We start from the raw sequence: 13,243 nt of genomic DNA, 5'->3' as shown, positions 1-13,243 counted from the left end.
GAAAAGATGGATTTTTTTAGCACACAAAACATTCTGGTTCATATACCGATTGGTGCAGGTGGCTATGACCTGTCATGGATTGAGGCCGTTGGCACGCTGGCGGGATTACTCTGTATCTGGCTCGCAAGCCTGGAGAAGATCAGCAATTACGCGTTCGGGCTCATTAACGTTACGCTGTTTGCGATTATCTTCTTCCAGATCCAGCTCTACGCAAGCTTGCTTTTGCAGCTGTTCTTTTTTGCGGCCAATATCTACGGGTGGTACGCGTGGTCGCGGCAGAACAGCCAGCAGGAGGCCGAGCTGCAGATCCGCTGGTTACCCTTGCCGAAAGCCATCGCCTGGTTTGTCGCGTGTGTGGTCGCCATTGGTTTAATGACGGTCTACATCAACCCGGTATTTGCTTTCCTGACCCGCATTGCTGTGGCGGCCATGTCCGGCATCGGGTTACAGGTGACAATGCCTGTGCTTCAGCCGGATGCTTTCCCGTTCTGGGATTCCTGCATGATGGTGTTGTCCATTGCGGCGATGATCCTGATGACCCGTAAATACGTTGAGAACTGGCTGCTGTGGGTCATCATCAATGTCATCAGCGTGGTGATTTTCGCCCTGCAGGGCGTCTACGCGATGTCTCTGGAATATCTGCTGTTGACCTTCATTGCCCTGAACGGAAGCCGGATGTGGATTAACAGCGCGCGTGAGCGAGGCTCACACGCGCTCTCCAGTTAATGGTGGTGATGATGTGAATGGTCGGACTGCGCCTCATTCAGGTGGCAATCCGGCCCGTTACAGGGCTGGTACTCCATCTGGATGGTCGCGTGACCAATTTCATAGTGATGTTCAAGAAAGTGCTGGATGCGTTCGAGCAGCGCATCGTGGTCGTGCGGCGGGATCACCTGGACGTGCAACGTCATAACCGGTTTCTCGCCCACCAGCCAGACGTGCACGTGGTGGACGTTACGTACTTCAGGAACTGAACGATGCAGATTACGCTTTAACTCGGCGATATCCACAGAGGCGGGCGCCCCCTCCAGCAACTCATTGACGCTCTCCTTCAATAGCCGCCAGGCGCTGCGTAACACCAGACACGAGACCAGTACAGAAAGAATAGGGTCGACAGGCGTCCAGCCAGTGTAGAGGATCACCAGTGCGGCAACAATGGCTCCCACCGAGCCCAGTAAATCTCCCATCACATGCAGAGCGGCGGCGCGTACGTTAAGGTTCTTTTCGCCACTGCCGCTATGCAAAATCCAGAAGGCCAGAAGATTGGCAAGCAGCCCCGCCACGGCGATCGCCATCATTGTCATCCCGGCGACCGGCTGAGGGTGTCTGAAGCGCTGAATGGCCTCCCAGACGATAAGAAGGGTAATGACCACCAGCGCAATCGCATTAACAAACGCGGCAAGCGTCGTCAGCCTCAGCCAGCCGAACGTATGGCGTGCATTAGGAGGACGACGGGCAAACTGTACGGCCAGGAGGGCAAAAAGCAGCGCTGCTGCATCGGTAAGCATATGTCCGGCGTCAGCCAGCAGCGCCAGGGAGCCGGAGATCAAACCGCCGATCACCTCAATAATCATGAAGGTGGCGGTAACGCCGAAGGCCAGCAGCAGGCGTTTAGCGTTGTCGTCGCCGGAGGCGTGGGAATGCGTGTGTGCCATGTTATCTTTCCTGATTCGTTATTGTTATTAGTGTAGCGTTTTTAATAAGTTACTCAAAAAGAAAGGAGAGCCTGAGCTCTCCTTTCGCAGTTAAATCCCTAACCGGTTACTGGGTTGTACCATCCGTTTTGGTATTGGCATCATCGCCCACTTTGTCATTCGCGTCCGGGCAACGGCCGTCTTTACACATTGTGTTTTTGTGAACCTCATCCTTGCTCATATTGTCATGATTCATGGTGCCGGAGTCGGTACCATCAGGGTGCAGCATCGTGCCGCCGGTATTCGTGTTCCCGTTATTAATTTGGCTGTTATCGACATTGTTCGGGGCGACATTCTGTTTGGCATCAGGGGCCACCTGGCCTGCTGACGCAGCCGCGTTAGCATCGCCGTTACCCGATGAGCTCGTTTCAGCCGCAAGAACGCTGCCGCTTGCCAGGGTGAGGGTTGCCGTCAGGAAGAGAGTTGCCAGTTTCGTCATTTTCATCATGGTGCTCCTGTTCTTGTCGTTACGCTGGATAACATTCTCCAACAGTGCATCTTTTTCAGAGGCGAAAGATCCCGCCAGACGGACTTACGTCAGTAGGGAATCGCGTTTAATAAAGCAAAAATGGTTGTTACAGTTAAAAAGCTTAGGTTAGATCTCGTTTTTCGCTATTTTGTGGCGATTTTTAGGCGAATTCCAGGAATTATCTGCGTGAAGTGTAAAACCGTGTTTACACTTCCTGGTCGACAAGATAGATTGAAAGGATTGCTTTCATTACTAAAGATATGGCAGAGCTGGAAAGAAGATGAATTATCAGAACGACGATTTACGCATTAAAGAGATCAATGAGTTATTACCTCCTGTAGCACTCCTTGAGAAATTCCCCGCCACTGAAAATGCCGCAAACACGGTTTCTCATGCTCGTAAAGCGATCCACAAGATCCTGAAAGGTAATGACGATCGTCTTCTGGTGGTGATTGGCCCGTGCTCTATCCACGATCCTGCTGCGGCAAAAGAGTATGCCGCGAGACTGCTTAAGCTGCGCGAAGAGCTTAAAGATGAGCTGGAAATTGTGATGCGCGTGTACTTTGAAAAGCCGCGCACCACCGTTGGCTGGAAAGGGCTGATTAACGATCCGCATATGGACAACAGCTTCCAGATTAACGACGGCCTGCGTATTGCGCGCAAGCTGCTGCTGGAGATTAACGACAGTGGCCTGCCAGCCGCCGGTGAGTTCCTGGATATGATTACGCCACAATATCTGGCAGACCTGATGAGCTGGGGCGCCATTGGCGCGCGTACCACTGAATCTCAGGTTCATCGTGAACTGGCGTCCGGCCTCTCTTGCCCGGTGGGTTTTAAAAACGGTACCGATGGCACCATCAAAGTCGCTATTGATGCCATCAATGCGGCAGGGGCACCACACTGCTTCCTGTCCGTGACCAAATGGGGTCACTCTGCCATTGTTAACACCAGCGGTAACGGTGACTGCCATATCATTCTGCGCGGCGGTAAAGAGCCTAACTACAGCGCAAAACATGTCGCAGAGGTGAAGGTCGGGCTGGAAAAAGCGGGGCTGCCGCCTCAGGTGATGATCGACTTCAGCCACGCCAACTCCAGCAAGCAGTTTAAAAAGCAGATGGAAGTTGGCGCAGATGTTTGTCAGCAGATTGCTGGCGGCGAGAAAGCGGTGATTGGGGTGATGATTGAAAGCCATCTGGTTGAGGGTAACCAGAACCTCGAAGGCAGCGAGCCGCTGGTCTATGGCAAGAGCGTGACGGATGCCTGCATTGGCTGGGAAGATACCGACGCCATCCTGCGTCAGCTGGCGAATGCGGTAAAAGCCCGTCGCGGTTGATTCTTCCGGCTCAAATAAAAAAGCGCGGAAGGCTCCGCGCTTTTTTTATGTCCGGCGAAAATTACTTCGCTTTACCCTGGTTCGCAACAGCCGCGGCTTTCGCTGCGATCTCATCCGCGTTACCCAGATAGTAGTGTTTGATTGGCTTGAAGTTTTCGTCGAACTCATACACCAGCGGTACGCCAGTTGGGATGTTCAGTTCGAGGATCTCGTCTTCACCCATGTTGTCCAGGTATTTCACCAGCGCGCGCAGGGAGTTACCGTGAGCGGCGATGATCACGCGCTCACCGCTTTTCAGGCGTGGCAGAATGGTTTCGTTCCAGTAAGGAACAACGCGGTCAATGGTCAGCGCCAGGCTCTCGGTGGTTGGCAGCTCAGCGTCGGTCAGTTTCGCGTAACGCGGGTCGTGGCCCGGATAGCGCTCGTCATCTTTGGTCAGCTCTGGTGGGGTTACCGCGAAGCCGCGACGCCACTGTTTAACCTGCTCGTCACCGTATTTCTCAGCGGTTTCAGCTTTGTTCAGACCCTGCAGCGCACCGTAGTGACGCTCGTTCAGTTTCCAGGATTTCTCAACCGGCAGCCAGGCCTGATCCAGCTCGTCCAGCACGTTCCACAGGGTGTGGATGGCACGTTTCAGCACAGAGGTGTAAGCAAAATCAAAGCTGAAGCCTTCTTCTTTCAGCAGTTTACCTGCTGCTTTTGCTTCGCTTACGCCTTTCTCAGACAGATCAACGTCGTACCAACCGGTGAAGCGGTTTTCGTTGTTCCACTGGCTTTCGCCGTGGCGCACCAGAACCAGCTTAGTAATAGCCATCTCTTACTCCTCAAGCATTTTTAGAATGATAACAATTCTCATTATATTGCCGTGGCCGTGCCAGCAGCAACGCTTAACCCTAACCATAGCGAAAATAGTCTCTGAGTGTAAGGTGCTTGTGAATCCAGGGTTATGATTTTGTCTGCGATTGGCGCTATTTTCAGCAAGGCGTGCAGAAAAAAGCCCTCCAGGGGAGGGCTGACGATGTTGCGGCCGGAGGTTAAGCGTGCGGAGTAAAATGATACTCGGTGACGCTGACGTACTCTTCACCCGGGCGCAGCACACAGTCCGGCTGTGGCCATTCGGGATGGTTCGGGCTGTCCGGCAGGAACTCGCTTTCCAGCGCCAGACCTTGCCAGTCGCTGTACTCGCCGTGCTCACGTGCGGTTGTCCCGCCAAGATAGTTACCGGAGTAGAATTGCAGGGCAGGGGCGCTGGTGTAGACCGTCATCTGCAGTTTTTCATCCGCAGACCAGACCTGTGCAGCAGGCTGTTTCACATCGCCTTGTGCCTGCAGCAGGAACGCGTGGTCGTAACCTTTCACCTTGCGCTGATCGTCATCGCTCAGGAAATCCTGGGCGATAGATTTTGAGTTGCGGAAGTCAAAGCTGGTACCTTCCACGGGCTTCAGCCCCTGATACGGAATGCCCATCTCGTCCACCGGCAAATAGGCATCCGCAAGGATCTGCAGCTTATGGTTACGCACATCGCACTGATTACCGTCCAGATTGAAGTAGGCGTGGTTGGTCAGGTTGACCGGACACGGCTTATCGGCCGTCGCACGGTATTCAATGGCGATACGGTTGTCGTCGGTCAGCGTAAAGCGTGCAAACGCGGTAAGGTTACCCGGGAATCCCTGGTCGCCATCCAGCGAGTCAAGTGAAAACAGCACTTCCCGGTCGTTTTGCTGGACAATTTTCCAGCGGCGTTTGTCAAATCCTTCCGGTCCACCATGCAGCTGGTTCTCACCCTGGCTTGGCAGCAACGTGTAGCGAACACCGTCGAGCTCAAAACGGCTTTTCGCAATGCGGTTCGCATAGCGCCCGACGGACGCGCCAAGATAGGCGGCCTGGTTGATATACTGCTCAGGCGAGGCGCAGCCGAGAAGGGTTTCGCGCACGCTGCCGTCTGGCATTGGTACGCGGGCGGAAAGTAGGGTGGCACCCCAGTCCATGAGCGTAACAACCATCCCCGCGCTGTTGCGCAGGGTTAACAGGCGATACGGCAGACCATCCGGTGCGAGGGTTGGCGTTTCGTTTAGCACTGTCCGGCTCCTTGTGATGCTTTACAAACATAGAACGTTTCTTTAATGCCCGTTTTGGCTTCGTACTGTTTCTCCACCGCCGACTGGACGGCCGGGACGAGATCTTCCGGCACCAGAGCGACGATGCAGCCACCAAAACCACCGCCCGTCATGCGTACACCGCCTTTATCGCCGATGACCGCTTTGACAATCTCCACCAGGGTGTCGATTTGCGGAACGGTGATTTCGAAGTCATCGCGCATGGAGGCGTGGGACTCTGCCATCAGTTCCCCCATACGTTTCAGGTCTCCTTTTGCCAGCGCGGAAGCGGCTTCAACGGTTCGGGCGTTTTCGGTCAGCACATGACGAACGCGTTTTGCCACTACCGGATCCAGCTCGTGCGCCACTTTGTTGAATTCATCAAGCGTCACGTCGCGCAGGGCCGGCTGCTGGAAGAAGCGTGCGCCGGTTTCGCACTGCTCGCGGCGGGTGTTGTACTCGCTGCCCACCAGCGTACGTTTAAAGTTGCTGTTGATAATCACGACCGCGGCACCCTTTGGCAGGGGAACGGCTTTGGTTCCAAGCGTTCGGCAGTCAATCAGTAACGCATGCTCTTTTTTGCCCAGCGCGGAGATAAGCTGGTCCATGATGCCGCAGTTGCAGCCCACAAACTGATTCTCCGCTTCCTGGCCGTTCAGTGCGATTTGCGCACCGTCCAGCGGCAGATGGTACAGCTGCTGGAAGACGGTTCCCACCGCCACTTCCAGGGATGCCGACGAGCTTAAACCGGCCCCTTGTGGCACGTTGCCGCTGATGACGAGATCCGCACCGCCAAAATTCTTATTACGCTTTTGCAGATGTTTCACCACGCCGCGCACATAGTTGGACCACTGCTGGCTGTCGTGGATAACAATCGGGGCATCGAGGGAAAACTCGTCCATCTCATTACCGTAATCCGCCGCAATCACGCGCACTTTGTGGTCATCGCGCTTTGCGCAGGCGATCACCGTCTGGTAATCAATGGCACAGGGCAGAACAAAACCGTCGTTGTAGTCGGTGTGTTCACCAATCAGGTTTACGCGGCCAGGTGCCTGGATAACGTGGGTGGCAGGGTAGCCAAATTTTTCAGCAAACAGGGATTGTGTTTTATCTTTCAGACTCATTTATTAGACTCCTGATTCGCGATAATGGACATCGCTAACGGCACGCAGGCGTTCTGCGGCCTGTTCTGCCGTCAGGTCACGCTGGGTTTCCGCCAGCATTTCATAGCCCACCATAAATTTACGCACCGTCGCAGAACGCAGCAGCGGCGGATAGAAATGGGCATGCAACTGCCAGTGTTGATTCTCTTCGCCGTTAAACGGTGCGCCGTGCCAGCCCATTGAGTACGGGAAGGAGCACTGGAACAGATTGTCGTAACGGCTGGTCAGCTTTTTCAGCGCCAGCGCAAGATCGTCACGCTGTGCGTCGCTGAGATCCGTAATGCGCTGAACATGTGCTTTAGGCAGCAGCAGCGTTTCAAAGGGCCACGCCGCCCAGTACGGTACAACGGCCAGCCAGTGTTCCGTTTCGACCACAGTACGGCTACCGTCGGCCAGTTCACGCCGGGTGTAGTCCACCAGCATCGGGGAGCCGTTTTCCGCGTAATAGGCTTTTTGCAGGCGATCTTCTCGTTCGGCTTCGTTGGGCAGGAAACTGTTCGCCCAGATCTGCCCGTGTGGATGCGGGTTAGAGCAGCCCATCGCGGCGCCTTTATTTTCGAATACCTGCACCCACGGATAAGTCTGGCCCAGCTCCGCAGTTTGTGCCTGCCAGGTGCTGACCACCTCTTTCAGCGCATCAACGCTAAGCTCCGGTAGCGTTTTGCTGTGATCGGGCGAGAAGCAGATCACGCGGCTGGTTCCCCGGGCGCTTTCACAACGCATCAGCGGATCATCGCTCTGCGGCGCGTCCGGCGTGTCGGTCATGAGCGCGGCAAAATCGTTGGTGAAAACGAAGGTGCCTTTGTAGTCCGGGTTTTTATCTCCCGTTACGCGGGTGTTGCCCGGACACAGGAAGCAGTCCGGGTCGTGCTGTGGCAGCGTCTGTTTTGCAGGCGTCTCTTGCGCCCCCTGCCAGGGGCGCTTGGCGCGATGCGGAGACACCAAAATCCATTGCCCGCTAAGCGGGTTAAAACGACGATGCGGATGATCGACGGGATTGAATGAAGTCATGACGGATCCTTAGTCCGGATAACCTTGTGGGTGGCGAGACTGCCAGTGCCAGGTATCCTGTGCCATTTCATCCAGCGTGCGGGTAACACGCCAGTTAAGCTCTTTATCGGCTTTGGTTGCATCAGCCCAGTATGCCGGGAGGTCTCCTTCGCGGCGGGGGGCGAAGTGATAGTTGACCGGCTTACCGCAGGCTTTGCTGAAAGCGTTAACCACATCCAGCACGCTGCTGCCAATACCGGCGCCGAGGTTGTAAATATGCACGCCCGGTTTGTCGGCCAATTGCTGCATTGCTGCCACGTGGCCGTCGGCCAGATCCATAACGTGGATGTAATCACGCACGCCGGTGCCATCTTCAGTTGGATAGTCATTGCCGAACACCGCCAGCGACTCGCGGCGGCCCACCGCCACCTGTGCGATATACGGCATCAGGTTATTCGGAATGCCCTGCGGATCTTCACCCATATCGCCTGACGGATGGGCGCCGACCGGGTTGAAGTAGCGCAGCAGGGCGATGCTCCACTCCGGCTGTGCTTTTTGCAGGTCGGTCAGGATCTGTTCCACCATCAGTTTGCTTTTGCCATACGGGCTTTGTGGCGTACCGGTGGGGAAGCTTTCAACGTAAGGAATTTTGGGCTGGTCGCCGTAGACGGTGGCGGATGAGCTAAAGATGAAGTTTTTGACGTTCGCCGCGCGCATGGCGGAGATAAGACGCAGGGTACCGTTGACGTTGTTGTCGTAATACTCAAGCGGCTTCGCGACCGACTCACCGACCGCTTTCAGGCCAGCGAAGTGGATCACCGTTTCAATGGCATGGTCGTGGAGGATCTCGGTCATCAACGCTTCATTGCGGATGTCACCTTCGACGAAAGTCGGCTGTTTTCCGCCAAGACGTTCAATCACAGGCAGCACGCTGCGCTTACTATTGCACAGGTTGTCGAGGATGATGACATCATGACCGTTTTGCAGCAGTTGCACACAGGTATGACTTCCTATGTAACCGCTACCACCTGTTACCAGAACTCGCATATTTCGCTCCATTAGGCTTATGGTATGTAATAACCATAGCATAACAGAGACGTGAAAAGTGTGACATGGGATAAATTAGTGGAATCGTTTACACTGTTTTTCAAACCCGCTTTTTTTTGATCCACTCGCATTGTAGATCAAAGAGATAAAGAAGTATCACTGCAGGTTATCTGAAAAGCGGAGGGCGGCGCCCTCCGGAAGTTAATCGATTTTGCTCAGCAGGTAACGATAGTGCTCACCGTCCGGGATAAACTCCAGACGGTGCGTGATGCAGGCCGGTGCGTCTTCAGCATGATGTGAGACAAACAGTAACTGGGTCTCACCTTCGCCAATCAGCACATCCACAAAGCGACGGATCAGCTGGCGGTTCAGCGGATCCAGCCCCTGAAGCGGCTCATCGAGGATCAGCAGGGTCGGGTGTTTCACCAGCGCCCGGACGATCAATGCCAGACGCTGCTGCCCCCAGGACAGACTGTGAAACGGCGCGTCAGCGACCCGGTTGTCCATCCCCAGAATATCCAGCCACTGCTGGGCCAGCTTGTGCTGTTTGTCCGATACCGCCTGATAAATACCGATGGAATCAAAGTACCCGGAGAGGATCACATTGCGTACGGTGGTGCTGACCCGGTAATCCAGATGCAGGCTGCTGCTGACATAGCCGATATGCTTTTTGATATCCCAGATGGTTTCACCGCTTCCGCGACGGCGGCCAAACAGGGTCAGATCGTTGCTGTAGCCCTGCGGGTGATCGCCGGTGATCAGACTCAGCAGCGTCGATTTCCCCGCGCCGTTGGGACCGACAATCTGCCAGTGTTCGCCCGGATTAACCGTCCAGCTGAGATGATTCAGGATCGGACGATCGTCATAAGAGACCACCCCGTCACGCAGCACAATCCGCGGCTGATTAGGATCTAAAGCGAGACGTACCGAAGGGGCGTCGGGTTCGGGCAGGGTAATGCCGTCGAGCTTTTCGCTGTGCGCCAGTTGGGCAATCAACGCCTGTTTCAGCAGTACCGATTTTTCGCCGGTTTCGGTAAGGCTGCAGTCCGCCAGCACCCCGGCGTTCTGCACAAAATCCGGGATTTCATCAAAACGGTTAAGCACCAGCACAAGGGTGTAGCCCTGCTGGTTAAGCGAGGCCAGCAGGTCCGCCAGCTGGGCGCGGGACTGCACGTCCAGACCGTCGAACGGCTCATCCAGGATTAACAGCTCAGGTTCGCTCATCAGCGCCTGGCAGAGCAGCGTTTTACGCGTCTCGCCGGTAGAAAGATATTTGAAGCGGCGGTTGAGAAGGGCGGTGATGCCAAACTGCTCCGCCAGCTGCTGACAACGGGCGGGATTGTTGACTTCGTCCTGAATAATTTCTGCCGTTGTGCGGCCCGTGTCTTCTTCGCCCGGGCTGAGGAGGTCCGTGTTGTTACGCTGCCATTCATCGCTCACCAGCTTCTGCAGCTGTTCAAACGACAGGCGCGTCGTACGCGTAAAATGGCTCTGGCGTTCACCTTTAAGCAGGGTGAGCTCTCCGGCCAGCGCCCGGGCCAGCGCGGACTTGCCGCTTCCGTTGGTGCCCACAAATGCCCAGCTTTCACCCGCATGGAGTGTTAAATCTGGCAGCGTCAGCGTTCGGGTATCGCCAAGACGAAACGTACCTTGCGAAATATGCAATGATGACATGATTTATCCCATTTTTTGCAGCATCAGATGTCAGGGATACTCACTGTCGACACGCTTGTCAATCCGCTCAGCACAATGTGGCGATAATTACCCGGTCTGCGTTGAAATATGCGGTGACTACAGCACCTTCTTCTAATTCGTGCGCCTCGCTCAGGGCAACCGTCGCGCACAGCACCTGGCCGTCCGGCAGGGTAATCAGAACCTCACACTGCGCTTCACCACGTTCTATGTGCTGGATGGTGCCCTGCAGCTGGTTGTCTGCCGCTTTGGCGCGTTCGGCATCGCGCGTCACTGCGACCCACGGCGCTTTCAGCAACACCAGCACCTCCTTGCCTTCATCCAGCCCCAGACGCTCTCCGCTTTGGGCGGTAATCGCGGCTTTCAGGCGGGTGGTACCGTCGGCAAGCAGGATCTCGATATGTTGCTGTACCTGCCCGTTATCGCGTGCGGTGACCGTGCCAAACCACTGGTTGCGGGCGCTGGTCTGGAGTGAGAAGCGAGAAATGGCGGCTAACAGGCTGTCCAGCGGGAGGTTATCATCGTCACTTAGCACATCGAACGCTTTCTGCTGGATCTGGGCCAGCAGGTCATAAAGCTGAATCAGACGCTGGCCGTAGCGGGTCAGCACGGCGCCACCGCCCCCTTTGCCGCCCGTGGCTCGCTCAACCAGCATCTGCTCGCTCAGGGTATTCATGTCGTTGATCGCGTCCCAGGCGCTTTTATAACTAATGCCCGCGTTCTTTGCCCCCTGGCTTATTGAACCCGTTTGTTCTATTTGTTTAAGCAGGGCGATACGTCGCGGATCGGCGAAAAGCTTCTGCTGAAGTCGTAGGGTAAGGAGAATTTCAGCCTGCATAACGGAGTGTCCTGACAAAAGGGCTATTGTGAACCAAATGGCACAGGGCGCAAAGGGGACCGCACAAAAGGGGATGTTTTTCTTACTTTTCAGGGTAGAATAAGCCGTCCACAATATCTGGAGAAAACCATGTTAGAGTTGTTGAAAAGTCTGGTATTCGCCGTGATCATGGTACCAGTAGTGATGGCCATCATCCTCGGTGCCATCTACGGCCTGGGTGAAGTGTTCAACGTCTTTTCGAACATTGGTCACAGAGACCGCGCTAAAAAGCAGCACTGATTCCCCACAAAACGCCCGGCTTGCCCGGGCGTTTTGCTCTCAAGTATTTTTCGTCATCGCCGATATGATTTAAAGCATCCGGTAATTGTACCTCTTGATCGGTACGATTTAACGCTGGGATATCTCCGGCGTTGTCGTTATATTATTGCGTATATAACGAAACTCACAGGAGCTACAGATGGCACGTACAGGGTTACGCTTTTTCGCAGGGGCAACGCTGGCACTTTCGCTGACCGGACACGCGCTGGCCGACGAAGGTAAAATTACGGTTTTTGCGGCGGCGTCGCTGACGAATGCGATGCAGGATATTGCTGCTGCGTATAAAAAAGAGAAGAACGTCGACGTCGTCTCCTCTTTCGCGTCTTCTTCTACACTGGCGCGCCAGATAGAAGCGGGGGCACCGGCCGATCTGTTCATCTCTGCCGATCAGAAATGGATGGATTACGCCGTAGATAAGAAAGCCGTGGATACCACAACCCGCGAAACGCTGCTGGGGAATAGCCTTGTCGTGGTCGCGCCAAAAGCCAGTCCGCAGGGTGACATCACCATCAACAAAGAGACTCACTGGACGCGTCTTCTGAACGGTGGCCGGCTGGCAGTGGGCGATCCGGACCATGTACCGGCTGGGATTTACGCGAAAGAGGCCCTGCAGAAACTGGGCGCGTGGCAGACACTGTCATCAGATCTGGCGCCGGCGGAAGACGTACGCGGTGCGCTGGCGCTGGTGGAGCGCAATGAGGCTCCGCTGGGCATTGTCTACGGCTCGGATGCCGTTGCCAGCAAGGGGGTCAAAGTGGTTGGCACGTTCCCGGAAGACGCCCACAAGAAAGTGGAATATCCTGTTGCGATTGTTGATGGACATAAAAATGCGACCGTGACGGCCTTCCAGGCGTACCTGAAGGGGCCGGAAGCGTCCGCAATCTTTAAACGTTATGGATTTACGACTCACGAATGATATTGACCGATCCTGAATGGCAGGCTGTACTGCTGAGCCTGAAAGTCTCTTCCCTGGCGGTTGCGCTAAGTTTGCCCTTTGGGATCTTCTTTGCCTGGTTGCTGGTGCGCTGTAAGTTTCCCGGCAAAGCGCTGCTTGACAGCGTTCTCCATCTTCCGCTGGTATTGCCGCCCGTCGTGGTGGGATATCTGCTGCTGGTGTCCATGGGCCGACGCGGGTTTATCGGCCAATGGCTGTACGACTGGTTCGGGCTGACCTTTGCCTTTAGCTGGCGCGGTGCGGTGCTGGCCGCGGCGGTGATGTCATTTCCGCTGATGGTGAGGGCTATCCGCCTGGCGCTGGAAGGGGTGGATATCAAACTGGAACAGGCCGCCCGCACGCTGGGTGCCGGGCGCTGGCGCGTCTTTTTCACCATTACGCTACCGCTCACGCTGCCGGGCATTATTGTCGGTACGGTACTGGCCTTTGCCCGTTCGCTGGGTGAATTCGGTGCCACCATTACCTTTGTTTCGAACATCCCCGGTGAAACGCGGACGATCCCTTCGGCCATGTATACGCTGATACAGACGCCGGGTGGCGAAGGTGCTGCGGCGCGTCTGTGTGTTATCTCAATTGTGCTGGCGCTGATATCGCTGCTGGTCTCTGAATGGCTGGCGCGACTCAGCCGCGAGCGGATGGGGAAATAGT

14 protein-coding genes are annotated in these 13,243 nt (G+C 55.4%); 5 read left to right on the top strand and 9 right to left on the bottom strand.

Annotated elements, in window-relative coordinates; genetic code table 11:
* The first annotated feature begins 6 nt into the window (after window positions 1-6).
* A complete protein-coding gene (pnuC, locus tag ACOTX3_RS06285) occupies window positions 7-726 on the top strand; it encodes a nicotinamide riboside transporter PnuC (protein WP_020685075.1) in 720 nt (239 codons plus the stop codon).
* Here pnuC and zitB read toward each other — a convergent pair.
* Entirely contained in the window at window positions 723-1,655 is a 933-nt protein-coding gene (zitB, locus tag ACOTX3_RS06280) for a CDF family zinc transporter ZitB (RefSeq protein WP_058679322.1), read from the bottom strand. The two genes, pnuC and zitB, sit on opposite strands and share 4 nt — an antisense overlap.
* Window positions 1,656-1,761: 106 nt before the next feature.
* Window positions 1,762-2,139, bottom strand: coding sequence for a YbgS-like family protein (locus tag ACOTX3_RS06275; RefSeq protein ID WP_020685076.1), 378 nt, complete (start codon window positions 2,137-2,139; stop codon window positions 1,762-1,764).
* Window positions 2,140-2,443: 304 nt separating this feature from the next.
* Between ACOTX3_RS06275 and aroG the strand changes: the two genes are divergently transcribed.
* Window positions 2,444-3,496 carry a 3-deoxy-7-phosphoheptulonate synthase AroG gene (aroG, locus tag ACOTX3_RS06270; RefSeq protein ID WP_013097523.1) on the top strand — a complete coding sequence of 351 codons (1,053 nt, stop codon included), beginning with the start codon at window positions 2,444-2,446 and terminating at the stop codon, window positions 3,494-3,496.
* A 61-nt stretch (window positions 3,497-3,557) separates the two neighbouring features.
* On the opposite strand, the gene gpmA is transcribed toward aroG, so the two are convergent.
* The 7 genes from gpmA to modE form a co-directional block, all read right to left on the bottom strand.
* Entirely contained in the window at window positions 3,558-4,310 is a 753-nt protein-coding gene (gene gpmA / locus ACOTX3_RS06265; protein WP_008501111.1) for a 2,3-diphosphoglycerate-dependent phosphoglycerate mutase, read from the bottom strand.
* Window positions 4,311-4,530: 220 nt separating this feature from the next.
* Entirely contained in the window at window positions 4,531-5,574 is a 1,044-nt protein-coding gene (gene galM, locus ACOTX3_RS06260; RefSeq protein ID WP_058679321.1) for a galactose-1-epimerase, read from the bottom strand.
* A complete protein-coding gene (galK, locus tag ACOTX3_RS06255) occupies window positions 5,568-6,716 on the bottom strand; it encodes a galactokinase (protein ID WP_013097521.1) in 1,149 nt (382 codons plus the stop codon). Before galK ends, galM begins: the two co-directional genes overlap by 7 nt.
* A gap of 3 nt (window positions 6,717-6,719) precedes the next feature.
* Window positions 6,720-7,766 (bottom strand): galactose-1-phosphate uridylyltransferase, encoded by a 1,047-nt coding sequence (gene galT / locus ACOTX3_RS06250; RefSeq protein WP_013097520.1) that lies wholly within the window; start codon window positions 7,764-7,766, stop codon window positions 6,720-6,722.
* 9 nt (window positions 7,767-7,775) lie between these two features.
* Window positions 7,776-8,792, bottom strand: coding sequence for a UDP-glucose 4-epimerase GalE (gene galE / locus ACOTX3_RS06245; RefSeq protein ID WP_023622345.1), 1,017 nt, complete (start codon window positions 8,790-8,792; stop codon window positions 7,776-7,778).
* A 201-nt stretch (window positions 8,793-8,993) separates the two neighbouring features.
* Complete coding sequence (modF, locus tag ACOTX3_RS06240) at window positions 8,994-10,466, bottom strand: molybdate ABC transporter ATP-binding protein ModF (RefSeq protein ID WP_023622344.1); 1,473 nt, start codon at window positions 10,464-10,466, stop codon at window positions 8,994-8,996.
* Window positions 10,467-10,533: 67 nt separating this feature from the next.
* Window positions 10,534-11,322: a molybdenum-dependent transcriptional regulator gene (gene modE, locus ACOTX3_RS06235; RefSeq protein ID WP_127869232.1), complete on the bottom strand. Its 789-nt coding sequence runs from the start codon at window positions 11,320-11,322 to the stop codon at window positions 10,534-10,536.
* A 129-nt stretch (window positions 11,323-11,451) separates the two neighbouring features.
* Between modE and ACOTX3_RS06230 the strand changes: the two genes are divergently transcribed.
* The 3 genes from ACOTX3_RS06230 to modB all read left to right on the top strand — a co-directional run bounded on the left by ACOTX3_RS06230 (window position 11,452) and on the right by modB (window position 13,242).
* On the top strand, window positions 11,452-11,601 hold the full coding sequence (locus ACOTX3_RS06230; RefSeq protein ID WP_013097516.1) for an AcrZ family multidrug efflux pump-associated protein: 150 nt from the start codon (window positions 11,452-11,454) through the stop codon (window positions 11,599-11,601).
* Between the two features lie 178 nt (window positions 11,602-11,779).
* On the top strand, window positions 11,780-12,556 hold the full coding sequence (modA, locus tag ACOTX3_RS06225; RefSeq protein WP_038418921.1) for a molybdate ABC transporter substrate-binding protein: 777 nt from the start codon (window positions 11,780-11,782) through the stop codon (window positions 12,554-12,556).
* Window positions 12,553-13,242 carry a molybdate ABC transporter permease subunit gene (gene modB / locus ACOTX3_RS06220; RefSeq protein ID WP_013097514.1) on the top strand — a complete coding sequence of 230 codons (690 nt, stop codon included), beginning with the start codon at window positions 12,553-12,555 and terminating at the stop codon, window positions 13,240-13,242. Before modA ends, modB begins: the two co-directional genes overlap by 4 nt.
* Window position 13,243 lies beyond the last annotated feature (1 nt).

The organism is Enterobacter cloacae complex sp. IR5384 (assembly GCF_049237265.1).
Taxonomy (GTDB): Bacteria; Pseudomonadota; Gammaproteobacteria; order Enterobacterales; family Enterobacteriaceae; genus Enterobacter; species Enterobacter cloacae.
The sequence above is the reverse complement of the archived record's forward strand: the minus strand, read 5'-3'. Positions and strand labels throughout refer to the sequence as shown.